Source organism: Mesorhizobium sp. GbtcB19, assembly GCF_019091085.1.
GTDB lineage: Bacteria > Pseudomonadota > Alphaproteobacteria > Rhizobiales > Rhizobiaceae > Mesorhizobium.
In genome coordinates this window covers 307,903-331,403 of record NZ_JAGXJY010000001.1, presented here as the reverse complement: position 1 = coordinate 331,403, position 23,501 = coordinate 307,903, and the positions used below count along the sequence as shown (strand labels likewise).

Here is a 23,501-nt window from a genome sequence, read left to right as displayed (position 1 = left end):
GGTTAAGCTTCGACAGCGCTTAATTGTCGAAGGCTGTCCGCAAGGTTTCGAACGGGGCAAGGGCGCCGCGTACCTGCACCACCGCGGCCGCGACTTTGTGCGCGCGGCGCGCCGCGTCGGCGGGTGCATGGCCGGCGAGCCTAGCGGCGAGATAGCCGCCGTTGAAGGAGTCGCCCGCGCCGGTGGTGTCGACCGGCCTGGCAACGTGAACCGCGTCAACGGTTTGCGAAGCGCCGTTCAGCGCAATCAAGGCTGGCTGCTCGCCATTCTTGACGATAACCTCGCCGGTCAATCTACCCAGGCGCTGGGCCGTGACCTCCGGCGTTTCGTCGCCGAACAGCATCTGCTCATCCGGGAAAGTCGGCAGCGCTATGTCTGAGACCGCAAGCGCCTCGAGGATCGCGGCCTGCGCCGCCTCACGGCTCGGCCACAGGCGCGGCCGGTAATTCGGGTCGAAGGCGACGAGCGAGCCGGCCTTGCGGGCGGCCGCCACGGCCGCAAGCAGGGTTTTTCGCGCGGCCGCGTCCAGAATTGCCAGGGTGATTCCGGAAAAATAGACAAGTGCCTGGTTTTCGAGGCTTTTTGCGAGTGCCGCCGGATCGGAGGCGAGCTGGCGCGCTGCAGCGTCGCTTCGCCAATAGGTGAAGGCGCGTTCGGCCCCGGTGAGGGTGATGGCGTAAAGGCCGGGGCGCGCGCCGGCGATGATCGGACTGTTGCCTATACCTATGCCGTTTGCGGCAAAGAAAGCGATCTGGTCGCGCGAGAAGGGGTCATCGCCGAAGGCCGAGACATAGGTCGCCGGCCGGGCCGGGCTCAGCGCGTGCAATGCCCAGAGCGTGTTGAAGGTGTCGCCGGCAAAACCCATCTGCCAGCTGTCGCCGGCCTGGCCCGACAGTTCGATCATGCACTCGCCGATCGATGCGATACCGTTGGCCATGCGAGCTTATCCCTTCCTAAGATGTTGTTGCTGTAGCTTTTCGCGGCTGGCAGCGCCATGCTTGGCGAAGGCTGAATTTTGCGCCAGAAGCGATTTCCCACAGGCAGGGCGGGACGCGATACGCGGCCCGCTACGTTAGCAGCCGAAGAGGAACGGGTTTGGCATCGATATGGCGTTACATTCTTGCGGGTCTCGGTCTGGCTGCCCTGCTGGTCGGCATCGTGGCCGCCGTTTATCTGACGCTGCCGCAATCGGCCCCCGGTCCGGATACTTCCCGCGCGAAGAAGACGGCGAACGGCCTGTTCGTGGCGGGCTTCGAGCCGGAGCGCGGCGTCATCCGGCAGGGCGAATTGCAGTCCTGGCTGCTGACGCTGAAGACCGCCGCCGGCGCGCCGGTGGAGGGCGCGGCGATCACCGTTTCCGGCGGCATGCCGCAGCACGATCACGGCCTGCCAACCAGTCCGCAGGCGACCGATTATCTGGGCGACGGGCGCTACCGCATCGACGGCATAAAATTCACGATGAGCGGCTGGTGGCAGTTGCGCTTCGCCATCTCGGCGGCGGCCGGCTCCGATTCCGTCGACTTCAACATCGTGTTGTGAGCGGGCGATGAGGCGTCTGGCGAGCGTCGCAAGCCTGCTGGTTCTGGCCGCTCTCGCCTTGCTGGGCGGTTGCGGCGAGCCGCAGTTCAGCGACGCGGAGAAGAAGACCATCGCTTCGCTGGCGCTGAACGCGCTGCCTTCGCTCAAGGCGGACACCACCAACCAGTACGCGGATGTGCCGGCGGCCGCCGCGCTCGGCTCGACGCTGTTCTTCGATGCCGGCATGAGCCGCGACGGCACGGTGTCCTGCTCGACCTGCCACAAGATCGACCGCCAGTTCCAGGACGACCTGCCGCAGGCGGTCGGGGTCGGCCACACCAACCGCCGCACCATGCCGCTGGCAGGCGTGGCCCGCAATCCATGGCTCTTCTGGGACGGACGCCGCGACAGCCTTTGGGCGCAGGCGCTGACGCCGCTTGAAAACCCGCTGGAGCAGGCCGGCAACCGGGCCGCTTTCGCGCATTACATCAAAAAACGCTTCGGCGAGCGCTATGAGCGCATTTTCGGGCCGCTGCCGGACCTTTCCACCGTGCCGGCCAATGCCAGCCCGCTCGGCAGCGAGGCTGAGAAGGCGGCATGGAGCGCCATGCCTGCCGGCCAGCAAGATGACGTCAATCGCGTCTATGCCAATATCGGCAAGGCAATCGCGGCCTTCGAGCGCTCGATCGAGCCTCAGCAGACGCGCTTCGACCGCTTCGCCATCGACCTCGCGACCGGTGCCAAGCCTCAAGGTGACGGCGCTTTCTCCCCCGAAGAAGTTCTTGGGCTGAAACTATTCATCGGCAAGGCCAATTGCGTGACCTGCCACAACGGTCCGCGCTTCACCGACAACTCCTTCCACAACACCGGCGTGCCGCCGGTCGACGGCCTGCCGCTGGACCGGGGCCGGGTCGATGCGGTGGCGCAGGTCCAGGCTGACCCGTTCAACTGCCTCGGTAAATTCCGCGACGGCGACGAAAGCGCCTGCCGCGAGCTGCGCTTCATGGTCAAGGACGGCCCGCAAATCGTGCGCGCCTACAAGACGCCGTCACTGCGCGGCGCAGCGGATCGTGCGCCTTACATGCATGCCGGGCAGTTCGCGACGCTCGACGAAGTGGCAGCGCATTATTCGAAGGCGCCGCTGGCGGTGGAAGGCGTGTCGGAAGTGCATCCGCTCGATCTGTCGGATCGCGAGCGCGCTGCGCTCGTCGCCTTCCTGAAGACGCTGTCGGATTAGCGGTCCTTGACGGTCTCCATCGCCACGAAAGTGGAGGTCTGGGCGACATGGGGGAGCGCTGAGATGCGCTCGCCGAGCACGCGGCGATAGGCGGCGATGTCGGTGGTGCGGACCTTCAAAAGATAGTCGAAGCTCGATGCCATCATGTGGCATTGCTCGATTTCCGGCACGGCTTGCACCGCGCGGTTGAAGGCATCGAGCGCTGCCGAGCGCGTGTCCGACAATTTCACCTGGACGAAGGCGACATGGCCTTCGCCCATGCGTTCGCGGTCGATGACGGCGCGGTAACCTCTTATGTAGCCGTCCTTTTCCAGCCGCTTGACGCGTGCCTGCACCGGCGTCTTCGACAGGCCGACCTTACCGGCCAGTTCCGACATGGAGAGACGGCCGTCGCGCCCGAGCGCGGCCAGGATGTTGCGGTCGATGCGGTCCAATTGGTCTTCAGTCATCGATTTGGCAGTTAAAATGGTGGAAACTTGGCCTAAATGATAGTTCAATCAGCCTATCCTGTCGATTTCTTTGGACCGACTGAAATTTTAAGCTGTGCTAGCTTGCGCCATTCGGTCTGGTGGCCGCCAGACCGCGCCCCAACGCTCGTTTTCATGGATCCGACATATGCCGCTCGACGCCATCCGCCAGCAGATCCGCGCCAATTATTTGCCCGACGAAGATGAGGCGGTGAAGCGCCTGTCGGCGGCGGCAGGGCTTTCAGCCGAAGAGCGCAAGGCGATCTCGGCCCGGGCCGCCGACCTGGTGCGCGCGGTGCGCGGCTCGACCGATCCCAGGCTGATGGAGGTTTTCCTCTCGGCTTACGGCCTGTCGACCAAGGAAGGCGTGGCGCTGATGTGCCTTGCCGAAGCGCTGCTGCGCGTGCCCGACACCGAGACGATGGACGATCTGATCGCCGACAAGATCGCGCCGCATGACTGGTCGGCGCATTCGGGCGGCTCGAGCTCGATCTTCGTCAACGCCTCGACCTGGGCGCTGATGCTGACCGGCCGCGTGCTCGACGAAGGCGAGGGCGGCATCGAAGGCACGCTGCGCGCCATGGTGCGCAGGCTGGGCGAGCCGGTCATCCGCAAGGCGGTCGCCGCGGCGATGCGCGAAATGGGCGAGCAGTTCGTGCTCGGCCGCACCATCGCCGAGGCGGTCAAGCGCGGCCGGCCGATGACGCAGAAGGGCTATCTCTATTCCTTCGACATGCTGGGCGAGGCGGCCCGCACCGAGGCCGACGCGCTGCGCTATCACCGCGCCTATGCGGATGCCATCTCCTCGCTCGATTCCGGGTCGAACGGCCCCGACATCCGCTACAACCACGGCATCTCCGTCAAGCTCTCTGCGCTGCATCCGCGCTACGAGGTGGCGCAGCGGGAGACGATGCTGCCGGTGATGGCGGAGCGGCTTCTGTCGCTGGCGCTCGCCGCCCGGCATTCGCGCATGGGCCTCAACATCGATGCCGAGGAGGCCGACCGGCTCGACCTCTCCTTGGACGTCATCGAGCGCGTGTTGGCCGAGCCGGAGCTCGCTGGATGGGACGGTTTTGGGGTTGTCGTACAAGCCTATGGCCCGCGCGCCGCTTTCGCCATCGACTGGCTCTACGCGCTGGCGAAGAAATACGACCGCAGGATCATGGTGCGGCTGGTGAAGGGCGCTTATTGGGACACGGAGATCAAGCGGGCGCAGACGCTCGGGCTCTCTGGCTACCCGGTCTTCACCCGCAAGGCCAACACCGACGTTTCCTACATGGCCTGCGCGAAGAAGCTGCTGTCGATGACCGACCGCATCTATCCGCAATTCGCCACGCATAACGCGCATACGGTCGCCGCGATCCTGTCGATGGCGAAGGATCGCGACAGCTTCGAGTTCCAGCGCCTGCACGGCATGGGCGAGGCGCTGCACGAGACGGTGCGGCAGGCCGAAGGCACGCGCTGCCGCATCTATGCGCCGGTCGGCGCGCATTCCGACCTGCTCGCCTATCTGGTGCGGCGCCTGCTGGAGAACGGCGCCAACTCCTCCTTCGTGCATCAACTGACCGACGAGGAGGTCGAGCCGGAGGAGATCGCGCGCGATCCGCTGCAGACGGCGGAAAGCCAGGGCCCAGCCGCCAATCCGGCGATCGCGCGTCCCGCCGCGATCTTCGGCGCCGGGCGCCGCAATTCGAAAGGCTTCGACATCACCGATCCGGTGACGCTCGCGGCGCTCGACAAGGCGAGAGCGCAGTTCGCCGGTGCCGACCGCTGGCACGCCAAGCCGGTGACGCGCGCCGCCGGCTACGGCAAGCCGCGCCAGATCGTCAACCCGGCCAAGCCCGACGAGGTCGTCGGCACGGTGCACGAGGCCGCGGCCAAGCAAGTGGCGACCGCCGTGCGTATCGCGGTCGACGCGCAGCCCGCCTGGGCAAAGCGCCCGGTCGCCGAGCGCGCCGCGATCCTCAACCGCGCCGCCGACCTCTATGAGGCCAATGCGCCGGAGTTCTTCGCCCTGGCCACGCGCGAGGCCGGCAAGTCGCTGGCCGATGGCGTGGCGGAAGTGCGCGAGGCGGTCGACTTCCTGCGCTACTACGCGGCCGAGGCGGCGAATGCGGAAGCCGGCACCGAGGCGCGCGGCGCCATCGTCTGCATCTCTCCGTGGAATTTCCCGCTGGCGATCTTCACCGGCCAGATCGCGGCGGCGCTGGTCACCGGCAATTCGGTGATCGCCAAGCCCGCCGAACAGACGCCGCTGATCGCCTTCCGCGCCGTGGAAATGCTGCGCGAGGCCGGCGTGCCGGAAGATGTCATCCAGCTTCTGCCGGGCGACGGCCCCACGGTCGGCGCGCCGCTCACCGCCGATCCGCGCATTGCGGGTGTGTGCTTCACCGGCTCGACCGAGGTCGCCAAGCTGATCGAGAAGCAACTGGCCGAGACCGCGGCGCCCGACGCCATGCTGATTGCCGAAACCGGCGGGCTCAACGCCATGATCGTCGATTCCACGGCGCTTCCCGAACAGGCGGTACGCGATATCCTGGCGTCCTCCTTCCAGAGCGCCGGCCAGCGCTGCTCGGCGCTGCGCGTGCTCTATGTCCAGAAGGATGTCGAGAAGAAGATGCTGGAGATGCTGAAAGGCGCGATGGAAGCGCTCAACATCGGCAATCCGTGGCTGATCTCGACCGATGTCGGCCCGGTCATCGACGACGAGGCGCAAGCTGCGATCAGCGAGTACTGCAAGAAGAAGGGACAGGAGGGCCGGCTGATCGCCAAGCTGGAAGCGCCGACAACCGGCCGTTTCGTCGCGCCGCACGTGTTCCGCGTCAAAGGCATCGAGGAGATGGAGCGCGAGGTGTTCGGCCCTGTGTTGCATGTCGCGACCTTCGACGCCGACGAGATCGACCAGGTCATCGCCGCCATCAACCGCAAGGGCTACGGCCTGACCTTCGGCCTGCACACCCGCATCGAGGGCCGCGTGCAGCATTTCGTCGACGGCATCCATGCCGGCAACATCTATGTCAACCGCAACCAGATCGGCGCCGTCGTCGGCTCGCAGCCTTTCGGCGGCGAGGGGCTGTCGGGCACCGGGCCGAAGGCCGGCGGGCCGCATTATCTGCGTCGTTTCCGCAAAGGGCCGGAGGCCGGCACCGAGGTTGCCGACGGCCATAAGGTGACCGCGACCGAACTCGCCGACAATCTGCCGGATCCGACGCTGGGCGGCTGGTCGACGCGGCCGGACCGCGTCGCGATCCTGCGCAAGCATCTGCGCGGCAAGGGCGCGGCGGCGATCGCCGCTGCCGCCAGCCTCGATTTCGGCCAGGTCGACCTGCCCGGACCGACCGGCGAGGCCAACACGCTGTCGCTGTCGCCGCGTGGCCGCGTGCTCTGCCTCGGCCCCGACGCCGAGACGCTGCTTTCCCAGACGATCCAGGCGCTCGCGGCCGGCAATGCCGTGCTGGCGGTGGCGCCGGGCGCGCCGGCGGCGCTGTCGGCGCTGACCGGCAAGGGCCTGCCGCTGGCGGCCATCGACGGCCGGCCGGATCCGGTCGAGGCGCGGTCGCTGCGCGTCGATGTCGTCGCCTTCTCCGGCACGCCGGAAGCGGCGCGCATCGTGCGCAAGGTGATCGCCGAACGGACCGGGCCGATCGTGCCGCTGGTCAGCGAGGTGCTCAACCCGGCGGCCTATGCGCATGAGCGCGCGGTGTGCGTCGACACGACTGCCGCCGGCGGCAACGCCAGCCTGCTCGCGGCTGCCTAGCAAACCGGCAGCCAGAGAACCCACAACCCCAACCTTAGCGGTCCCTGCTCGCCGCGTTGACGTGAGGCCAGATCGTCGATCGCACGACGCAGATGCTCGGCGCCGAAAGGCGGGTCACGAATGAAGCGCTCGCCGCTGTCACTCAGACGAGCGCCCGATGACGACGCCGGGTACTGTTCGGCCCGCATCTATTCGATCGCAAAGTCAATCGCGGCGATACCAACCACGCCGTAGTCGGCCATCGACTCGAGAACGCCGGTCACGCCGTCAAGATCGACCGTTTGCCGGACGAGCTTGCCGGGGTCGAGGCGTCCAGCTTCGCACATCGCGAGCACCGTATCGTAGCGATGCCCCTGTAAACCGAATGCGCCAATCAGCTTCAGTTCCCTGAGGAGGATCTCGTCGATGGGAAGCGGCACATACCCCTTCTCAATGCTGGTCGTGTGCCCGATCTGGACATGCCGTCCTCGGCGACGCAGCGAGAGAACGGAGTTGAGACAGGTTTCAGCGATACCTAGGGCGTCGATGGAGGCGTGGGCGCCACCATCCGTGAGTTGACGGATCGCCTCGACGGGGTTCGCTTCGGCGGGATCGATGGCATGCTCGGCACCGATTTCCCGAGCGAACTCGCGCGCGCCCCGGGAAGAATCGATCGCGATTACCCTCGCGCCAAGGGCGACCGCTACCTGTACGGCAGCCATCCCCATGCCGCCGCAACCATGGACGGCAACCCACTCCCCAGGTCGCGTTGCCGCCTGGTCGACCACGGCGCGGAACGATGCGACGTAACGGCAACCCAGGCTGGCCGCGCTTAGCAGAGGCATGGTCTCCGGCACGCGGACGAGGTTTACGTCAGCGTGGCGTACGACGCTATACTCGGCGAAGGCACCCCAGAACGATACACCTGGCACCAATTGCTCGACGTGCTCGCAGACGTTTTGATGCCCGTCCCGGCACTGCCAACACGTGCCGCAGCCCGGGTTCATGGGATAGACAACGCGGTCGCCGCGCTTCCAGCCCCTCACCTCGCTTCCTATTTCCTCGACAATGCCCGCGAACTCATGGCCGAGCACGAACGGAGGCTGGATTGCGATCCCGCGCCACGCCCAGTCATCGGTCCAAAGATGCCAATCGGTGCGGCATATCCCGTTTGCACCAATCCGAATGATGGCGCCGTCCGGGGGACATTCGGGCTCGGGAATAGAGCGCACCACGAGGGGCTTTCGGAGTTGTTCGATGACGGCAGCGCGCATAAGCAATCCCTTTCTTTGTTGATCACTCAAGAATGCAGCCTTGCACACGACAGTCAAGCGATTTATTGTCGATCGACAAAGAAGCGAAGGAGACTGGGATGGCCGGCCGGCCGAGAGAGTTTGACCGCGGCGAGGCGCTGGCCAAGGCCCGCGACCTGTTCTGGGCCCGTGGCTACGAGGGTGTTTCGATGGCCGACCTCGTCGGGGAGTTGGACCTAGCGTCCGCCCGCATCTATGCGGCGTTTGGGTCGAAGCAGGCACTTTTCCGAGAGGCGGTTGGCCTGTATCAAGCGAATGAGGGCGGGTTCGCGCTGCGCGCGCTGGAGGAGGCGCCGAGCGCTCGCGCCGCCGTCGAGCGCATCCTGATGGACGCGATCGAGCTTTACACCCGTGACGGCGACGCGCCGAAAGGTTGCATGATCGTCTCGGCGGCGGTCAACTTCGCTTCGGAGAACCAGGCAGTCCGCGATCTGCTCGCCGATCATCGGCGAGCACAGACCGCAGCCCTCATTGCGCGTTTCCAGCAGGCAGTTTCAGAAGCTGAGCTTGAACCGGATGCAGATGCAGAAGCGCTTGGCGATTTTGTCGCTCTGGCGCTGCACGGCCTATCCGTTCAGGCCCGTGATGGCGTCAGCAGAAAACGGCTGCTGGCGACGGTTCCGATGGTGATGGCCGCCCTCTGAGCTTAGCAGCGAAGCCTCGAAAGCTGTATCCGACCGTTCGGCAATGAGCGGACGTGGCGCCCCGCCTTTGCTGGCTGGCGCGAAACGATCTCGTTTGTCGCAGGCCTGTCTTATGCGCCTTCGACGACCGAAAAGCCCTCGAATTGCGGATGGCCGAGATAGTGCACCTTCGAACCGCCGGCGTTGCGGTGGGCGGCGCGGAAATTCTCCGACTTCGTCCAGGCGACGAAATCCTCCTGGCTTGCCCAGACGGTGTGCGAGGCAAACAGCGTGTAGCCCTCGGTCTCGTTGACCGGCCCGCGCAGCAGGTGGAATTCCCTGAAACCCTGCATTTCGGAGAGGCTGGAATCGCGGTTCTTCCAGACGTCCTCGAAAGCCTCCTCAGAGCCGTTCTGGACCTTGAAGCGGTTCATGGCGATGTACATTGGTTTCCTTTCGAAATGCACGAATTCCGGGATTTAAGGTGAGGTTCAAAAAGGACCGATCCGCGCCTTGAACAGCCAGCTCGACCTTCCCGTCTCGGGCGGAATGGGAGGGAAGGGGGCTTGCTTGCGAACCAGCGTCAAGGCGAATTCATCCAGCTCCGGAGACCCTGAGCTTTCGGCGAGTTGCAGATCGCTGATGCTGCCGTCGGCCGCGACGATGAAAACCACCCTGGCATTGTTGCGGGCCTTTGCCTGGACCGATTTCGAAACGCGACGGTTGGCGCGAGCGAGCTTCTTCTGGATTTCGCCGCTGTAACGGGATTCCAGGGCATTGCCAGTCGCGGTCTGTTTCCCGCCCTTGCTGGCAATCTTCCCATCGTCGGCTTCATTGCCATCGGTTGTTGCGCCAAGCGTCGCGATCGGCCGTGGGGATCCGGCGGCTGCATCCGGCTTCGTGCTCGGGATCGGTGGCTGGGCGGCTTCGGCGGGGGACGCATCGGCGCCTGGCGCCGGACTTGGCGACGCCGCCGGTTCACTGCTCGCGGCGACGGTCTGATCGTCCAGGCGCGGGGAGTCCGTCGCCAGTATCTCGGGAGCGGCAGCTGCCTGCCTGATGGCTTCCGGTGCTCGCTGCGGCGTCGGCTGGTTCGTATCGGGTTGCGGCGCCTCGGTTGGCGGTGCGGGCTGAGCAGTTTCAGGCTCGGGAGGTCGCGGATCTGCAACCAGGGTGACATTCACCGCGCCGGAAGGCTGGTTTTCGAGAACGTTGCCGGTGACATCGGCACCCGACCGATCGGTGCCTTGTGCCTGGATCGCATCGGTGGATTCGAACATGTCGGCGGGCGCGATGAAAAACGCCGCCGCGACGGCGGCATGCAGCAAGCCGGAGGCGATGATCGCCACCGGCCATTTGCGGTCAGCCGCTGATTGCTGCGCGAGCGGCTCGGCCGGCGGGATCGCCGGTTCGCTGTCGGTGTCAGGGAGGGGATCGATATCCTGCATGGCTCGCGGGGAGACCTGCGGCAAGCGACCCGACATTGTCAAATCAAGATCGGTTGCCGCAGGCAGCGCCAAGCCCATGCCGGCGGCGGCCAGTGCAAGGGTGGTCCGTGCCGGCTCGCAGCCCACCGCTTGTCAGACCCCGAAAGCGATGGCGGTCCTGGTCGACGTCTTCAGGCCGCGCATGCAGGTCGCCGGCTCGACGCCGTTGCCGGTGCATTCGGTCGCGCTGTTGATCAGCACGCGGCTGAGCTTGCCGCAATCGGCGCCGGCAAGGTCGAAGCGGGTGACTTTGGTCTTGCCGGCCGGCAGGTCCTTGAAGTCGAGCACGGTGAGGCGGTCGACAATGCCGGCCCCGTTGAACAACGCGATCTCGAACGCGGCCTTCGACAGGTCGGTTCCGAGCGCGTTGTTGACGACGAAGGTCAGCCGGCAGCCTTTTTCCAAAGGCTGCGCGGCATTGAGTTCGAGACTCAATGTCGAAGCTGGGGCCGGAGCCGGCGCGGACTGCGCCCACGCCGGCACCGCTGCAAGCGACATCGCAAACGTCGGGGTCAGCAGACGAAAGGATGTCATCAAGCGCTTCATATTCTCCTAGCCTCCAAAGCGCATGGTTGCCGCCAGCTTCAGCGTGACGCCGGGTTCATAGAGAACGGCGGTCGTGCTGCCGTTGAGCGGGTTGGTGTATTTGACGTCGAACAGATTGTCGGCGCGGAAGTCGACCTTGAAATTGTCGGTCGCCTGGTAGCTGGCGAAGGCGTTGACCAGCGTATAGTCCTTGGCCACTGCATTGCCCTTCGGCTTGCCGTTGTACTGCACTTCGCCGCCGACGGTCAGCTTGTCCTCGAGGAAGCGCAAGCCGAGCTGGGCCGTCACCTGCGAAGACGGGATGGTGGCCAGATCGGCCCGCTCGCCCTCGTAGGAGATGGTGTGGCCGTTGATGATCGAGGCTGACAGCCCGGCATAGCCCCAGCCGGCGTCGTAGACGCTTTCCAGCTCGAAGCCGTTGATCTTGGCCTTGGCGAAGTTCTGGTACTGGAAGCAGATCGGAATGCCGGGGCCGAACGGGCAGCCGCTGGTGGGGTCGAACGGCGAGAGCGTCACGCCGTCGATGTAATCGTCGACATTGTTGTTGAAATAGGCGGCCTTGAGCCGCAGCGCGTCGCCCGCCGCGATGATGTCGTTCTGCTTGTAGTTGACGCCGAACTCGACCGTCTTGCCGGTCTCGGGCTTCAGGTTCGGGTTGGGCAGGAACGGGAAGCTGACGCCGGCCGGATGGTTGCCGCTGATCAGCGTCTCGGTCAGCGAGGGCGAGCGATAGCCTTCAGCATAGGTGCCATAGAATTGCAGGCCAGCCAGGCCGGCGCTTTCAAAGGGCGTAACACCGACGGTGACGCGCGGCGATACCTTGTCGCCGGATGTCTCGTTCTTGGAATCCTTCAGGCTGTAATTGTCATAGCGCAGGCCGCCAATGACCTCGAGCCATTCCCAGGTCAGCTTGTCCTGGACGTAGGCGCCGGAGACGGTGCGCTTGCCTGACGGCGTGTAGAAGCTGTCGCCGCCGGCGGTGCCGCCGGTCTCGACATCGTCGCCGACCCAGTCGCCACCATAGGTCAATTCGTGGGCTACGCTCGCGGTCTCGAAGCGCGAGGTGTTCCAGATGTCGATGCCGGTCGTGCCGACATCGAAGGTCGAGAGCGAACCAGCCGGCAGCACCACCGGCAGGCCGGTGGTGGGGTCGAACCGCTTCTGCGGGACAAGCGTCGTCAGGTCGAGATTCGTTCTGTTGTAGGAGGCGTTGATGTGGAGGTCGAGCCAGCTCTTGGCGTCGTCGGTGATGTTGTAGCGGGCGGTAAAGGTGTTCGACTTGAGATCGACGTCGTTGGCCGGCACGCCGCCGCTGGTCTCGGTCCAGCCGTCCTTGGAGCCGACCCAGCCAAGCTTGAGCTCGCTGTTCTCGGTCGGGCGTATGGAGGTCTTGAGCATGCCGCTCAGCACGTCGAAACCGGTGCCGGCGACGGTGTCGCCGCCGCCGTTCTTGTAGTTGTCGTAGTCGCGGTAGACGATGTTGCCCAGGACGTCCCAGTTCTCGTTGATCCGGTAGGCGCCGGTGGCGCTGGTGGTCCAGCCCTTGCCGTTGCTTTCATAGCGGCCGGTCAGCGAGGCGGCCCAGGTTTCCTCCGGCTTCAGGAAATCCGCCGCGTCCTTGGTGTCGAAGAAGACGACACCGCCGATAGCGCCGGAACCGTAGGTGTTGGCGACCGGGCCGCGGATGACGTCGACCGATTTGATCAGCTCGGGGTCGACATAGAAAGTCGACTGGGTGCCGTGGTCCGAGCGCTGGAAATCCTGCCTTGCGCCGTCGACGATCACCGCGACGCGGCCGAAATCCTGCAGGCCGCGGATGTTGATGCTGGAGGAGACGCGGCGCGCGTCGGCCTGCACGGCGACGCCGGGCACGCCGAGCAGCATCTCGTTCGGCGTCGTCGCCATGCGGCGGTCGAGCTGCTCCTGGCCGACATGGCTGGCAGAAGCCAGCGACTGGATCGCCGTCTCGCCGGTGCGGCTGATGACCAGGATCTTGTCGAGCAAGGTTCCTTCCGCGGCGGCCTTCTCGTCAGCCTTCTTTTTCTGATCGGCCTGCTGGCTGACCGCCGGCTGCGCGGCCTGTTGGGCTTGCGCAGCCGGCGCACTGAGCGCGATCGCCGCCGCGCCGGTCATCAATGCGGCGATTGCCTTCGCCATAGATCGGAAGCCCGGACCCGCGCTATCGCCCGCCAGGCCCGTCCGTCCCCAAGTCACCAACCCCATGCCCCAACTCCAGATTTTCAGGCTCGCAGCTGGCTGGCCGGTGGCTCGCTCGCATTTTTGATCATGTCCGGCGTGTTAAATGTTGACTCATTTAGTCCGGTAATGCACTGACTAGTAAACATGATGATTTGAGTCAAGAATTGAATCGGCATTTTACGAGGCTGCGGCCAAGGCGGCCGTCAGAGGAAAGGACCGACCCGATGAACACGCACAATCCCAATGACTTCCGCTACCGCGTCCGCCGTCCGGAAGACACGCAGATGCGCTACGAAAGGGTGCCGCTGGCGGTGAGGACACTGTCCAGCAACACGCTGTTCCAGGGCGAGCACGAGATCGGCATCGAGCATCACGGTGCGCTCTACCGTTTGAAGATCACCCGCCAGGGCAAGCTGATCCTCAACAAGTGACCGGAAATGGCAAACGAGCAGATATCAGGCACGACAGGTGGACGATATGGACCAGCGCGTAAAACCGTCGCCGGAAGAGATCCGGCGGGCGCGAGAAGAAAATCCGAAGATGCGGGAGCGCGACCTCTCGGCGCAACTGGGCATTTCGGAAGCGGAGCTGGTCGCGGCGCAATGCGGCATCAGCGCGGTGCGCGTCGAGCCGCGCGTCAACGATCTGCTGACCGGCCTCGAGGCGGTCGGCGAGGTGATGGCGCTGACCCGCAACGAGAGCGCCGTACATGAAAAGATCGGCGTCTACGACAAGGTCGTCACCGGCAACCACAACGCCATGGTGCTCGGCGAAAACATCGACCTGCGCATCTTCCCGAAGGTGTGGGCGCACGGCTTTGCCGTCGAGAAGCGTGACGATGGCGAGATCCGCCGCAGCCTGCAGTTCTTCGACGCGGCGGGCGAGGCCGTGCACAAGGTGCATTTGCGGCCCGCCTCGAACCTCTACGCCTACCAGAAACTGGTGGCGGGCCTCGAATCGTCGAACCAGGAACCGACCGTCGCGATCCTCCCAAGCGCGGCGGAAGGTGAGGGCGAGACTCGAGGGTCGGTTGCCTCGATCGACGATCTGCGCGACCGCTGGAGCCGGATGACCGACGTGCATCAGTTCTTCGGCATGCTGAAGACGCTGAAGCTCAGCCGCCGCGAGGCGGTGCGCATGGTCGGCCAAGACTACGCCTGGCTGCTCGACAAGGACGCCGTCAGCGCCATGTTCCACCACGCGGCGGAAGGCGAGACGCCGATCATGTTCTTCGTGGGAAATCGAGGCTGCATCCAGATCCATTCCGGCCCGATCAAATCGGTCAAGCCGATGGGACCGTGGATCAACGTGCTCGACGAGACCTTCCACCTGCATCTCAGGACCGATCACATCCAAGAGGTCTGGGCGGTGCGCAAGCCGACCAAGGACGGTCATGTCACCTCGCTCGAGGTCTATGACGCCAATGGCGGGATGATCATCCAGTTTTTCGGCAAGCGCCATGAGGGCGAAAGCGAGCGCGAGGACTGGCGTTTTCTCGCCGAGAACCTGCCCCGCATTCCCAGCCCGACCGCTGCATAAGGCAAGACCCGATGCGTGTTGTTTTCCGTTCCCGCGCGGCGCTTGCGCCGATGCTCGGTGTCCTGCTTGCTTTCACGGCGCTGCCGGCCGGCGCCGAGGAAGGGACCTCCGTCTTCTCCGATACGTCGCGGATCGTCGCCATAGGCGGCTCGATCACCGAAATCGTCTATGCGCTCGGCGAAGAAGGCCGTCTCGTCGCCCGCGATTCGACCAGCAATTATCCCGAGGCGGCGGCGAAGTTGCCGGATGTCGGCTATATGCGCGCGCTGTCACCGGAAGGCGTCCTGTCGGTCAATCCGTCCGGAATCCTGGCGCTGCAGGGCAGCGGCCCGAAGGAAGCGGTCGATGTGCTGAAGAAGTCGAGCGTGGCTTTCATCGAGGTGCCGGATCACTTCAACCATGAGGGCATCCTCGAAAAGATCCGCGTCGTCGGCAAGGCTTTGGGGGTCGACGCCAAGGCGGAGAAGCTTGCCGGGGAGACGGACGCGAAGCTGACTGCGGCCGAAAAGCAGACGGCGGCGATCAAGGACCGCAAGCGCGTGCTGTTCGTGCTGTCGACACAGGGCGGCAAGATCCTTGCCGCGGGCAGCGATACTGCCGCCGAAGGCATCATCAAGCTGGCGGGCGCCGTCAACGCGGTCGATGGTTTCTCCGGCTACAAGTCGATGACGGACGAGGCGATCGTCAGCGCCAAGCCGGATGTGATCCTGACGATGAAGGGGGGCGGACCGCCGATCTCGGAAGACGAGCTGTTCGCCAACCCGGCGGTCGCTTCGACACCGGCAGGCGCGAACCGGAACCGCAAGATTATCAGCATGTGGGGCGGCTATCTGCTCGGCTTCGGGCCACGCACGGCGGACGCCATCCACGATCTTGCCGTCTCGCTCTATGGCAACCAGGTCACGGACTGAGCGGCGATGGCCGAACAGTCTATTGCTCGCGGCGCGAGCAGGGTGATGGCAGCCGACGGCGACCGTTCTAACCGGGCAAGGTTCGTCATCCTGCTTTTGTGCCTGGCGCTGGCGCTGTCCGTGTTCCTGTCGCTGACGGCGGGCGCTTCCGATGCGTCGGCCGTCCGCGTCATCCGCAACTGGTTCACCGGCACTGTGCCGGCCGATGCGGCGCTTGCGGCGCGCGACCAGCTGATCGTCTATGACATCCGTATGCCGCGCGTGCTGCTCGGCGTGCTGATCGGCGTGGCACTCGCCGTCTGCGGCGCGGTGATGCAGGGACTGTTCCGCAATCCGCTTGCCGACCCCGGCCTGATCGGCGTCTCCGCCGGTTCCAGCCTCGGCGCGGTGGCGATCATCGTGCTCGGCACCACATGGCTCGCGCCGGTCACGCTGGCGTTCGGCGTGCTCGCCTTGCCGCTCGCGGCTTTCTTTGGTGGTCTCGCGGTGACCTTGCTGCTCTACGCCATCGCCACGCGACAGGGCAGGACGTCTGTCGCCACGATGCTGCTTGCCGGCATCGCCATCAGCGCGCTTGCCATGGCGCTCACGGGTATTCTCATCTTCATGGCCGACGACCGGCAATTGCGCGACCTGACCTTCTGGCAACTCGGCTCGCTGGCCGGCGCGACATGGCAGAAGGTCGGCACCGTCGGTCCGGTGATCGTGCTGGCGCTGACCGCGATGCCGTTCCTCTCGCGCGGCCTCAACGCGCTGGCGCTTGGCGAGGCGACCGCGGGGCATCTCGGCATCCCGGTGCAGCGGCTGAAATACACGGCCATTGTCGGTGTGTCGGCAGCGGTCGGCGCCTCGGTCGCGGTCAGCGGCGGCATCGGTTTCATCGGCATCGTCGTGCCGCACGTCCTGCGGCTCGCGATCGGCCCGGACAATCGTTACCTGCTGCCGGCGTCCGCCTTGCTCGGCGCATCGCTGCTGCTCATCGCCGATTCGGTCGCCCGCACCATCGTCGCGCCGGCCGAACTGCCGATCGGCATCGTCACCGCGGTCGCCGGCGCGCCGTTCTTCCTGTGGATCCTGCTGCGCAAGCGCGGCATCGTCGATTTGTGAGCTGCCCATGATCGAAGCGCGCGACATCTCGGTGGCGGTCGGCGGCAAGCGCATCGTGTCGCATGTCGACTTCGCGGCGCGCCCCGGTGAGGTTTCGGCGATCGTCGGGCCGAACGGATCCGGCAAGACGACCTTGCTCAAGGCGCTGACCGGCGAGCTTGCCTATACCGGAACGGTGAGGCTCAACGGTCGCGACCTCGTTTCGATGAAGCCGGTGGAGGTGGCAACGTTGCGCGCGGTGCTGCCGCAATCGACGGCGCTGTCCTTTCCCTTCACCGTGCGTGAGATCGTGCGCCTCGGCCTGATCGGCGGACGCTCGGGCGTATTGCCCGGTGAGGATGCGCGCCTGCCGGAGCGGGCGCTGGCGCGTGTCGACCTCGACGGCTTCGCCGGCCGCTTCTACCAGGAGCTTTCCGGCGGCGAGCAGCAGCGCGTGCAGCTTGCCCGGGTGCTCTGCCAGGTTTGGGCGCCAGTGCTGGAAGGAAGGCCGCGCTATCTCTTCCTCGACGAGCCGGTTTCCAGCCTCGACGTCAAGCATCAGCTCATCATCATGAACATCGCCCGCGATTTCGCCCGGCGCGGCGGCGGGGTCGTGGCGATTCTGCACGACCTCAATTTGACGGCCATGTATGCCGATCGCATCTTCGTACTGCATCGAGGTGAGCTGGCCGCCGCCGGCGCGCCAATGGACGTACTCAAGGATGAGCTGATCGAGAGGGTGTTCGATTGCCGCCTGAAGGTCGGCGCGCTGCCCGAGGGAAGCGTGCCGTTCGTGCTGCCGCAATCCGCCGCTTAGGCCGGTTGGCGAGGGAGATTTGCCGAAGCCTTCCCGTCTTCGTCATCCACGGGCGGAGCGGGAGCGAAGCGGACGCGTAGACCCGAGGATCCATTCCGTTACATCAACCGAAGAATGCGGCGATCCAGAACGAGCGCTGGAGCCAACGGCGCCAGTTCTGCATCGCCGGGGCGCTCGAATGTCACGGAATGGATTCTAGGGTCTGCGCTGCGTCGCTGCGCTCCTTGCTCCGCCCTAGAATGACGAAGTCATGGGCGGCGTCGCACCTGGGGAAGTCATCGGTGGCGCCTCTCGAAAACCAAGCCGCCAAGGCGCGATCACGCCGCCGGGGCGCGCTGTTCCAGAAGGTCGATGCCGAGCAGATGGCGCACGTTCGGGCGTGCGGCGACGAGGTCGGCAATGGTGTAGCGGGAAAGCACGGCGAAGAAGGCGTTGAGCGCCTCGCGCAGCGCCGAATTCAGCGCGCAGCTGTCGACCAGCGGGCATTCCGCCGCGTCGTTCTCGAAGCACTCGGCCATGGCAAAGCTCTCTTCGGTGACGCGCACGACATCGAACAGGCTGATCTGCTCCGCGGCGCGGCCAAGCCGCACGCCGCCATTCCTGCCGCGCACGGTCTCGACCAGGCCGGCCTCGACCAGCGGCTGCAGGATCTTGAACAGGAACAGTTCGGACACCGAATAGGCGGCGGCGATCTCGGGGATGCGGCTCAGCCTGTCGTTATTTGCGGCGCAATACATCAGAATGCGCATCGCATAATTGGTCTGGCGCGTGAGCCGCATGGTGTCCTCGCGAAAATATTAGCTTGAGCCGGAATATGGCCCATAGTTTGGAACAATTCCAGACTGGACACCTACATAGCTGAATAATCGTGTCAACTTTTTGTGCATGCTGGCGCTTATGGCGATCCGATACGCCCTTTGCGCTTCGAGCGAGCGTTTCGCCGGCGCAGGCTCTAGATAAGTTCACGTGCAAACAGGGAACGGCCTTTCCATGTCACAATCAGCTCCGGCTCTCGCGCCGGTTCGGTTCGACGCCGATGCGCAATCAAAGCTCTCGGCATTGCGGCGCACCAAATTCATTGCTGCCGCCGCGCTCGCCCTCTGCATCCTTGTCTTTGCGCTGGCGAAGTCGTTCCAGGCTACCTATCCGTGGCTGGGTTTCGTCGCGGCCTTTGCCGAGGCGGCGACCATTGGCGGCCTCGCCGATTGGTACGCCGTGGTGGCGCTGTTTCGGCGGCCGCTCGGGCTGCCGATCCCGCACACGGCCATCATCCCGGAGAACCAGCACCGCATCGCCGACAATCTCGGCCGCTTCATCGAGGCCAATTTCCTGGCGCCGGAGCCGGTGCGCGAAAAGCTCGCCGAGGTCGACTTCGCCGCCTTGGTCGCCGACTGGCTGGCCGATGCCGAGCGCGCCGCCGGCCTGTCGCGATTCGTCGCGAGGCTGGTGCCGCAGACATTGACGGCGGTCGAGCAATCCGGCCTGCGCGACTTCGTCACCAGTCGTATGCTCGAGCAGATCGAGAAGGTGCCGCTGGCGCCGCTCGCGGCGGATCTGTTGTCGGCGCTGACCGACGATCGCCGCCATCAGAAGCTGTTCGACGAGTTCACGCGAGTCGTCGGGCGCTTCCTCAATGACGAGCAGGCGTTGGCGACGATGCGCGAAAAGATCCGCGAGGAATTGCCGTCGCTGTTCAACCTGTTTCGCGCCGACGCCTATCTCCTGAAGAAGATCGTCGCTTCGGCCGGCTCACTGCTCGACGAGGTGAGGGCCGATCCCGAGCATCCGATGCGCGCCGAATTCGACCGTTTCGCGCTCGCCTTCATCGAGCGGCTCAGGACCTCGAGGCAATATGCAAGGCGCGCCGAGAAGCTGAAGCGCGATTTTCTCGGCCGCCCGGAGGTGAGGGCGCTGGCCGGCGATGCGTGGACAAGCCTGCGCCTGTTCATCGAGCAGGACGTCAACGCGCCGAATTCGACGATCCGCGAGCACCTCGCCAACATGTTCGTCGAGGTCGGCCGGCATCTGGCCGACGATGCCCAGATCAGGGCCGACATGAACCAGGGTTTTGTCGTGGCGCTGGCCTCCTTCGTCGAGAGCCAGAAGAGCGGGGTGTCGAAATTCATCGCCGACCAGGTCAAGCGCTGGGACCTGGCGCAACTGACGCGGCTTATAGAGATGAACATCGGCAAGGACCTGCAATATATCCGTTTCAACGGCATGATCATCGGCGGGCTCGCCGGCCTGGTGCTTTACGCAGCTGAGCGGCTGTTCCTGGTCAATTGACGTGGACTAGCCGCGCACTATTCTGCTTATAGGGCGCCGCGTGGCGGCTGGCAGGGAGGCACAGCATGGCAAAACAACCGGGTTCCGACTCGTTCCTCGACATGTTCAGCAGGTTCGGCCGCGACCTCAAGTTGCCGAATGTCGATGTCCAGGCGATCCTCGATCACCATCGCAAGAACCTCGAAGCGCTGGAAAAGTCGGCCCGGACGAGCGCGGCCGGCGCATCCTCGGTGCTGGCGAGACAGCATGAGATGGTGCAGAACGCCATGCACGAGGTCACGCGGATGGCGCAGAACTACCAGACGCCCGGCAATCCGCAGGAGCTGATGGCCAAGCAGGCCGAATTTGCCCGCAGGTCGTTCGAGACGACGCTGAAGAATGCCAGCGAAGTGGCTGACCTGGTGCGGAAATCCAGCACCGAATCGGTCGAAATCCTGCGCGACCGGATCAGGGATGCGATGGCGGAAATCCGGGCCGGCTACGACAAATAATAGGTTGGCCGGCATTCCTGGCTTGCAATTCAGGGCGCGCTGATATGCAACCGGCTAGTGCGCCCATGCGTTCTGGCTTGCCGCGAAAGCATCAACTCTACCTGCGAAAATAGCGCGGCCACGAATTGACAGAGGTCGCCGCTTCATGGTCGGGAGACATGCAGGAGTGATGGGAAGGCAGGAATGACGGAGACACGGCCGAAAACGCCGCCGACTTTCGAACAGTTGCGCACGATGTCCGGGCAGGAGCTCGGCGTGTCCGATTGGACGACGGTCGACCAGCAGCGCATCGACCAGTTCGCCGAGTGCACGGGCGACCATCAATGGATCCATGTCGATCCCGAGCGGGCGAAACGGCAGAGCCCGTTCCGCACCACGATCGCGCATGGCTACCTGACCTTGTCGATCATCGGCGCGCTGGCGCTGGAGATGGGCATCGTGCCGGAAAACACGCAAGCCGCCTTCAACTACGGCTTCGACAAGGTGCGCTTCCTGGCCCCGGTGCGGGTCGGCGCGCGCATCCGGCTGCGCACGACGCTGCTTTCCATGGAGGATCGCGGCCCCGGCCAGTATCTGATGAAGGCGGAGAACACGGTCGAGATCGAAGGCGAGCAGAAGCCGGCACTGACAGCCGAAACGCTGGTGATGATGTATGAGCGCCGCAAGCGGGCAGGTTAGGTCTGCCGATATTCGGGTGAGACCGGTCTGCAAATGGCGGCTTCCTCCGCTTCCGGTGCTCACGTACGAAAAGTACGCTCCGCTCCGGTTCTCGGAACCCACCATTTTCGACTCGGCCTGACCCGAATCTCGACAGACCTTGCGGCGTCGGCTCACCGGCTGATCAGGCCATCTAGGCGGCTTTGCGCCGCGATGCGGCCATGGCGTTATCGAGCGCCCGAAAGACGCGTTCGTCCCCGCATTGCGCGACGTTGAAGCGCATGAAGCGGCCGGCGGTGTGCGACAGGCTGAAGGCGTTGCCGGGCGCCAATACGACATTGTCCGAGAGCGCATGCCGCGCGACATCGGCGGCGTCGATGCCGTCGGGCAGCCGGCACCACAGGAACATGCCGGCAGTCTGGTCGATCCACGGAGCGATGCCCAACGCTTTCAGCCGGCCGGCCGTCTCGGCCATGGCGCGCGACAGGCGGGCGCGCAACTGCTCGACATGCTTGCGGTAGCTGCCGTCTTTCAACAGCGTCAGCACGAGCTCCGAAGCCAAGCGCGCGCCGCCGAAAGTCGTGGCGATCTTGAGATCGGTCAGGCCCTCCATCCAGTCGGCGGGTGCTGCGATGAAACCGCAGCGCACCGAGGCCGACAACGTTTTTGAGAAGGAGCCGATCTGGACGACGCGCTGCAGCCCGTCAAAGGCCGCGAGCCTTGGGGCAGGGCTATGTTCGAAGTCAGCGAAAATGTCGTCCTCGACGATGGTGAGGTCCGCCTGGTCGGCGAGTTTCAGCAGCCGATGCGCGGTGACCGGCGACAGGATCGCACCTGTCGGGTTGTGGATGCCGGAATTGGTGATGTAGAGGCGCGGCCGGTGCTCGGCGAGTGCTTCGGCGAAGCGCTCGATATCTGGTCCAGAAGGCGTGTAGGGCACCCCGACCACTTTGGCCTGATGCGCGCGCAGCAGCGCGTGAAAGTTGAAGTAGCAGGGATCGTCGACCAGGACGGCATCGCCGGGCTCGAGCAGGAAGCGGCACAAAAGGTCGATCGCCTGGGTGCCGCAATCGGTCAGCATGATCTGGTCGGGCGAGGCTTCGACGCCATGCTCGGCCATGCGCCGCGCCAGCAACTGGCGCAGCGGCGGCAGGCCAAGCGGCGTGCCGTAATCGGCAAGTGCCGCGTCGTCGGCGCGGGCGGCTGTTCTCAGCGCCCGGCGCAAGGCGGCCTGCGGCATCCAGGACGCCGGCAGCCAGCCGCAGCCGGGTTTCAGCATCTCTTCGCCGGCCTCCAGCGACTGCCGCGACACCCAGAGCGGGTCGACGGCCCGATCGAGCTTAGGACCGATCTCGGCGAGCGACAGCGGCGCGAGCTGGCCGGCGGCGTAGAAGCCGGAGCCCGGCCGCGAGCGGATCGTACCTTCGGCGGCAAGGCGCTCATAGGCCTCGACCACGGTGGATTTCGAGACCTGCAGGGATTTGGCGAGCGCCCGGATCGACGGCAAACGCGCTCCGGGCGTCAGCGCGCGCGCCGCGATGCGGTGGCGGATCGTCGCCATCACGCTTTCGACCAGCGTGCGCGCGCCGTCAATCTCAAGAGGAATATCCGTCATCTGTACTGCTCATAATGCCATTACAGTTTTGCAGAATTGTACTCCATTGTCTCTGGCGGGACCATAGGCATCCAGCCGATAGGAAAGCGAAACAACGGAGCCTCGAATGGACAAGACTGCGAGCGGCTGGCTGAACGGATTCATCGGCGTGCTGATCTTCAGCGGCTCGCTGCCGGCAACGCATGTGGCGGTGGCCGATTTCGATCCGACATTCCTGACGTCGGCTCGCGCGGCGATTGCCGGCCTGCTCGGGATTGCGATGCTGCTGGTGTTCCGCCAGAAGCGTCCGGAGCGCGGCGATCTCGCCTCGCTCGTCGTCGTGGCGCTGGGCGTCGTCGTCGGCTTTCCGTTGCTGACGGCGCTGGCGTTGAAGCATGTCACCACGGCGCATTCGATCATCTTCGTCGGCCTGCTGCCGCTGGCGACCGCGATCTTCGGCGTGCTGCGCGGCGGCGACCGTCCTCGTCCGGCCTTCTGGCTGTTCTCCTGCATCGGCAGCGCCCTGGTCGCGGGCTTTGCCCTGTCGCAGGGCGTGACCGCGTCGCCGGTCGGCGACGGCCTGATGCTGGGGGCCATCATCGTGTGCGGGCTTGGCTATGCCGAGGGCGCCGCCCTGTCGCGCCGGCTCGGCGGCTGGCAGGTGATCTGCTGGGCGCTGGCGCTGTCGCTGCCGGTTATGCTGGCGCTGACTTTCGTGACGCTGCCGGCCTCTTTCGCCGGCGTCGGCTCGGGCGCCTGGATAGGCCTCGGCTATGTCTCGCTGTTCAGCATGCTGATCGGCTTCATCTTCTGGTATCGCGGCCTCGCGCAAGGCGGCATCGCCGCCGTCGGGCAGTTGCAGTTGCTGCAGCCCTTCTTCGGCCTGGCGCTGGCGGCGAGCCTGCTGCACGAAAAGGTCAGCCCGATGATGGTAGTCGTCACGCTGGGCGTCGTGGCCTGTGTATTCGGGGCGAAGAAGTTCGCAAGGTAGGCA

The 23,501-nt window shown here is 65.2% G+C and carries 22 protein-coding genes; 13 read left to right on the top strand and 9 right to left on the bottom strand.

The annotated features are described in order from the left end of the window. Nucleotides 1-19: 19 nt before the first annotated feature. Nucleotides 20-937, bottom strand: coding sequence for a sugar kinase (locus KVT37_RS01555; RefSeq protein WP_217568951.1), 918 nt, complete (start codon nucleotides 935-937; stop codon nucleotides 20-22). Between the two features lie 158 nt (nucleotides 938-1,095). Between KVT37_RS01555 and KVT37_RS01550 the strand changes: the two genes are divergently transcribed. Both KVT37_RS01550 and KVT37_RS01545 read left to right on the top strand, forming a co-directional pair. Next, a complete protein-coding gene (locus tag KVT37_RS01550) occupies nucleotides 1,096-1,539 on the top strand; it encodes a FixH family protein (RefSeq protein WP_217568949.1) in 444 nt (147 codons plus the stop codon). Between the two features lie 7 nt (nucleotides 1,540-1,546). Beyond that, complete coding sequence (locus KVT37_RS01545; RefSeq protein ID WP_217568947.1) at nucleotides 1,547-2,755, top strand: cytochrome-c peroxidase; 1,209 nt, start codon at nucleotides 1,547-1,549, stop codon at nucleotides 2,753-2,755. Here KVT37_RS01545 and KVT37_RS01540 read toward each other — a convergent pair. Further along, nucleotides 2,752-3,204 carry an Lrp/AsnC family transcriptional regulator gene (locus KVT37_RS01540; protein WP_217568945.1) on the bottom strand — a complete coding sequence of 151 codons (453 nt, stop codon included), beginning with the start codon at nucleotides 3,202-3,204 and terminating at the stop codon, nucleotides 2,752-2,754. The genes KVT37_RS01545 and KVT37_RS01540 overlap by 4 nt on opposite strands. Before the next feature lie 166 nt (nucleotides 3,205-3,370). On the opposite strand from KVT37_RS01540, the gene putA reads away from it, so the two are divergent. Next, nucleotides 3,371-6,979, top strand: a complete 3,609-nt coding sequence (gene putA, locus KVT37_RS01535; protein ID WP_217568943.1) for a bifunctional proline dehydrogenase/L-glutamate gamma-semialdehyde dehydrogenase PutA — start codon at nucleotides 3,371-3,373, stop codon at nucleotides 6,977-6,979. 188 nt (nucleotides 6,980-7,167) lie between these two features. On the opposite strand, the gene KVT37_RS01530 is transcribed toward putA, so the two are convergent. Further along, the gene (locus KVT37_RS01530) at nucleotides 7,168-8,232 is read right to left on the bottom strand and encodes an alcohol dehydrogenase catalytic domain-containing protein (RefSeq protein WP_217568941.1); all 1,065 of its coding nucleotides are present in this window, start codon (nucleotides 8,230-8,232) and stop codon (nucleotides 7,168-7,170) included. Nucleotides 8,233-8,330: 98 nt separating this feature from the next. Here KVT37_RS01530 and KVT37_RS01525 point away from each other — a divergent pair, with 98 nt between their 5' ends. Continuing rightward, on the top strand, nucleotides 8,331-8,915 hold the full coding sequence (locus KVT37_RS01525) for a TetR/AcrR family transcriptional regulator (protein ID WP_217568939.1): 585 nt from the start codon (nucleotides 8,331-8,333) through the stop codon (nucleotides 8,913-8,915). A 110-nt stretch (nucleotides 8,916-9,025) separates the two neighbouring features. Here KVT37_RS01525 and KVT37_RS01520 read toward each other — a convergent pair whose 3' ends face one another. The 4 genes from KVT37_RS01520 to KVT37_RS01505 are packed head-to-tail and all read right to left on the bottom strand — an operon-like array spanning nucleotide 9,026 to nucleotide 13,084. Continuing rightward, nucleotides 9,026-9,340 carry an antibiotic biosynthesis monooxygenase gene (locus tag KVT37_RS01520; protein ID WP_140647668.1) on the bottom strand — a complete coding sequence of 105 codons (315 nt, stop codon included), beginning with the start codon at nucleotides 9,338-9,340 and terminating at the stop codon, nucleotides 9,026-9,028. Nucleotides 9,341-9,385: 45 nt separating this feature from the next. Next, nucleotides 9,386-10,420, bottom strand: coding sequence for a TonB family protein (locus KVT37_RS01515; RefSeq protein ID WP_254633741.1), 1,035 nt, complete (start codon nucleotides 10,418-10,420; stop codon nucleotides 9,386-9,388). 54 nt (nucleotides 10,421-10,474) lie between these two features. After that, nucleotides 10,475-10,927 (bottom strand): hypothetical protein, encoded by a 453-nt coding sequence (locus tag KVT37_RS01510; RefSeq protein ID WP_217568937.1) that lies wholly within the window; start codon nucleotides 10,925-10,927, stop codon nucleotides 10,475-10,477. A gap of 6 nt (nucleotides 10,928-10,933) precedes the next feature. Next, the gene (locus KVT37_RS01505) at nucleotides 10,934-13,084 is read right to left on the bottom strand and encodes a TonB-dependent hemoglobin/transferrin/lactoferrin family receptor (RefSeq protein ID WP_254633740.1); all 2,151 of its coding nucleotides are present in this window, start codon (nucleotides 13,082-13,084) and stop codon (nucleotides 10,934-10,936) included. Between the two features lie 266 nt (nucleotides 13,085-13,350). Between KVT37_RS01505 and hemP the strand changes: the two genes are divergently transcribed. From hemP to KVT37_RS01480, 5 genes are read left to right on the top strand one after another with little or no spacing between them, the layout of a single operon-like run. Then, on the top strand, nucleotides 13,351-13,557 hold the full coding sequence (gene hemP, locus KVT37_RS01500; RefSeq protein WP_040981784.1) for a hemin uptake protein HemP: 207 nt from the start codon (nucleotides 13,351-13,353) through the stop codon (nucleotides 13,555-13,557). 46 nt (nucleotides 13,558-13,603) lie between these two features. Next, the gene (locus KVT37_RS01495) at nucleotides 13,604-14,665 is read left to right on the top strand and encodes a hemin-degrading factor (RefSeq protein ID WP_217568933.1); all 1,062 of its coding nucleotides are present in this window, start codon (nucleotides 13,604-13,606) and stop codon (nucleotides 14,663-14,665) included. A gap of 11 nt (nucleotides 14,666-14,676) precedes the next feature. Beyond that, entirely contained in the window at nucleotides 14,677-15,576 is a 900-nt protein-coding gene (locus KVT37_RS01490; RefSeq protein ID WP_217568931.1) for a hemin ABC transporter substrate-binding protein, read from the top strand. A gap of 6 nt (nucleotides 15,577-15,582) precedes the next feature. Next, nucleotides 15,583-16,683: an iron ABC transporter permease gene (locus tag KVT37_RS01485; protein ID WP_217568929.1), complete on the top strand. Its 1,101-nt coding sequence runs from the start codon at nucleotides 15,583-15,585 to the stop codon at nucleotides 16,681-16,683. 7 nt (nucleotides 16,684-16,690) lie between these two features. Further along, a complete protein-coding gene (locus KVT37_RS01480) occupies nucleotides 16,691-17,479 on the top strand; it encodes a heme ABC transporter ATP-binding protein (protein ID WP_217568927.1) in 789 nt (262 codons plus the stop codon). Nucleotides 17,480-17,796: 317 nt separating this feature from the next. Here KVT37_RS01480 and rirA read toward each other — a convergent pair whose 3' ends face one another. After that, nucleotides 17,797-18,258 carry an iron-responsive transcriptional regulator RirA gene (gene rirA / locus KVT37_RS01475; RefSeq protein WP_217568925.1) on the bottom strand — a complete coding sequence of 154 codons (462 nt, stop codon included), beginning with the start codon at nucleotides 18,256-18,258 and terminating at the stop codon, nucleotides 17,797-17,799. A 211-nt stretch (nucleotides 18,259-18,469) separates the two neighbouring features. Between rirA and KVT37_RS01470 the strand changes: the two genes are divergently transcribed. The 3 genes from KVT37_RS01470 to KVT37_RS01460 all read left to right on the top strand — a co-directional run bounded on the left by KVT37_RS01470 (nucleotide 18,470) and on the right by KVT37_RS01460 (nucleotide 20,934). Beyond that, nucleotides 18,470-19,765, top strand: coding sequence for a DUF445 domain-containing protein (locus KVT37_RS01470; RefSeq protein ID WP_217568923.1), 1,296 nt, complete (start codon nucleotides 18,470-18,472; stop codon nucleotides 19,763-19,765). Nucleotides 19,766-19,830: 65 nt separating this feature from the next. Further along, nucleotides 19,831-20,256 (top strand): phasin family protein, encoded by a 426-nt coding sequence (locus KVT37_RS01465; RefSeq protein ID WP_217568921.1) that lies wholly within the window; start codon nucleotides 19,831-19,833, stop codon nucleotides 20,254-20,256. 183 nt (nucleotides 20,257-20,439) lie between these two features. Then, the gene (locus KVT37_RS01460) at nucleotides 20,440-20,934 is read left to right on the top strand and encodes a MaoC family dehydratase (RefSeq protein ID WP_217568919.1); all 495 of its coding nucleotides are present in this window, start codon (nucleotides 20,440-20,442) and stop codon (nucleotides 20,932-20,934) included. Between the two features lie 172 nt (nucleotides 20,935-21,106). Here the strand turns inward: KVT37_RS01460 and KVT37_RS01455 are convergent, their stop codons facing one another. Continuing rightward, nucleotides 21,107-22,528 carry a PLP-dependent aminotransferase family protein gene (locus KVT37_RS01455; protein WP_217568917.1) on the bottom strand — a complete coding sequence of 474 codons (1,422 nt, stop codon included), beginning with the start codon at nucleotides 22,526-22,528 and terminating at the stop codon, nucleotides 21,107-21,109. A gap of 106 nt (nucleotides 22,529-22,634) precedes the next feature. Between KVT37_RS01455 and KVT37_RS01450 the strand changes: the two genes are divergently transcribed. Next, nucleotides 22,635-23,498: a DMT family transporter gene (locus KVT37_RS01450; RefSeq protein WP_217568915.1), complete on the top strand. Its 864-nt coding sequence runs from the start codon at nucleotides 22,635-22,637 to the stop codon at nucleotides 23,496-23,498. Nucleotides 23,499-23,501 lie beyond the last annotated feature (3 nt).

Excerpts from the sequence above, each read along its gene's own strand:
- KVT37_RS01555 (WP_217568951.1), bottom strand. The coding sequence starts at position 937 with ATGGCCAACGGTATCGCATCGATCGGCGAGTGCATGATCGAACTGTCG.
- KVT37_RS01545 (WP_217568947.1), top strand. The coding sequence starts at position 1,547 with ATGAGGCGTCTGGCGAGCGTCGCAAGCCTGCTGGTTCTGGCCGCTCTC.
- KVT37_RS01540 (WP_217568945.1), bottom strand. The coding sequence starts at position 3,204 with ATGACTGAAGACCAATTGGACCGCATCGACCGCAACATCCTGGCCGCG.
- putA (WP_217568943.1), top strand. The coding sequence starts at position 3,371 with ATGCCGCTCGACGCCATCCGCCAGCAGATCCGCGCCAATTATTTGCCC.
- KVT37_RS01530 (WP_217568941.1), bottom strand. The coding sequence starts at position 8,232 with ATGCGCGCTGCCGTCATCGAACAACTCCGAAAGCCCCTCGTGGTGCGC.
- KVT37_RS01525 (WP_217568939.1), top strand. The coding sequence starts at position 8,331 with ATGGCCGGCCGGCCGAGAGAGTTTGACCGCGGCGAGGCGCTGGCCAAG.
- KVT37_RS01520 (WP_140647668.1), bottom strand. The coding sequence starts at position 9,340 with ATGTACATCGCCATGAACCGCTTCAAGGTCCAGAACGGCTCTGAGGAG.
- KVT37_RS01515 (WP_254633741.1), bottom strand. The coding sequence starts at position 10,420 with ATGGGCTTGGCGCTGCCTGCGGCAACCGATCTTGATTTGACAATGTCG.
- KVT37_RS01510 (WP_217568937.1), bottom strand. The coding sequence starts at position 10,927 with ATGAAGCGCTTGATGACATCCTTTCGTCTGCTGACCCCGACGTTTGCG.
- KVT37_RS01505 (WP_254633740.1), bottom strand. The coding sequence starts at position 13,084 with ATGGCGAAGGCAATCGCCGCATTGATGACCGGCGCGGCGGCGATCGCG.
- hemP (WP_040981784.1), top strand. The coding sequence starts at position 13,351 with ATGAACACGCACAATCCCAATGACTTCCGCTACCGCGTCCGCCGTCCG.
- KVT37_RS01495 (WP_217568933.1), top strand. The coding sequence starts at position 13,604 with ATGGACCAGCGCGTAAAACCGTCGCCGGAAGAGATCCGGCGGGCGCGA.
- KVT37_RS01490 (WP_217568931.1), top strand. The coding sequence starts at position 14,677 with ATGCGTGTTGTTTTCCGTTCCCGCGCGGCGCTTGCGCCGATGCTCGGT.
- KVT37_RS01485 (WP_217568929.1), top strand. The coding sequence starts at position 15,583 with ATGGCCGAACAGTCTATTGCTCGCGGCGCGAGCAGGGTGATGGCAGCC.
- KVT37_RS01480 (WP_217568927.1), top strand. The coding sequence starts at position 16,691 with ATGATCGAAGCGCGCGACATCTCGGTGGCGGTCGGCGGCAAGCGCATC.
- rirA (WP_217568925.1), bottom strand. The coding sequence starts at position 18,258 with ATGCGGCTCACGCGCCAGACCAATTATGCGATGCGCATTCTGATGTAT.
- KVT37_RS01470 (WP_217568923.1), top strand. The coding sequence starts at position 18,470 with ATGTCACAATCAGCTCCGGCTCTCGCGCCGGTTCGGTTCGACGCCGAT.
- KVT37_RS01465 (WP_217568921.1), top strand. The coding sequence starts at position 19,831 with ATGGCAAAACAACCGGGTTCCGACTCGTTCCTCGACATGTTCAGCAGG.
- KVT37_RS01460 (WP_217568919.1), top strand. The coding sequence starts at position 20,440 with ATGACGGAGACACGGCCGAAAACGCCGCCGACTTTCGAACAGTTGCGC.
- KVT37_RS01455 (WP_217568917.1), bottom strand. The coding sequence starts at position 22,528 with ATGACGGATATTCCTCTTGAGATTGACGGCGCGCGCACGCTGGTCGAA.
- KVT37_RS01450 (WP_217568915.1), top strand. The coding sequence starts at position 22,635 with ATGGACAAGACTGCGAGCGGCTGGCTGAACGGATTCATCGGCGTGCTG.